The following is a 260-nucleotide window of genomic DNA, read 5'->3' as shown; positions in this document are numbered from 1 at the left end:
ATCACCGGGAACGCGGCGAAGCCGTTGCCCATCACCATCGTGAAGAGCGCCATGCCGATGCAGTAGACGGCCACCGCGATCAGCCGGTAGTCGAGGCTGATGTAAGCCGTCGTCACGTGCGCGACTGCCTTGCCGACGCCCGCGTCCGAGAACACGAGGCCGAGCATGCCGAGCATCTGCGGCAGCACGGCCGCCCACGACAGTGCATCCACGAGACGCCGCGCTTCCTTCATCGACTGGCCGACGGTGTCGCGCGTCAT

1 protein-coding gene is annotated in these 260 nt (G+C 66.5%); it reads right to left on the bottom strand.

The window, feature by feature from the left end:
• A partial coding sequence (locus tag SB771_RS35315) for a 5-oxoproline transporter, DUF979 family subunit (RefSeq protein WP_410722081.1) occupies positions 1 to 260 on the bottom strand: 260 nt, incomplete at both ends.

The organism is Burkholderia sp. SIMBA_051, from assembly GCF_046534915.1.
Classification (GTDB): Bacteria; Pseudomonadota; Gammaproteobacteria; order Burkholderiales; family Burkholderiaceae; genus Burkholderia; species Burkholderia ambifaria.
This window is presented reverse-complemented; position numbering and strand designations above follow the sequence as displayed.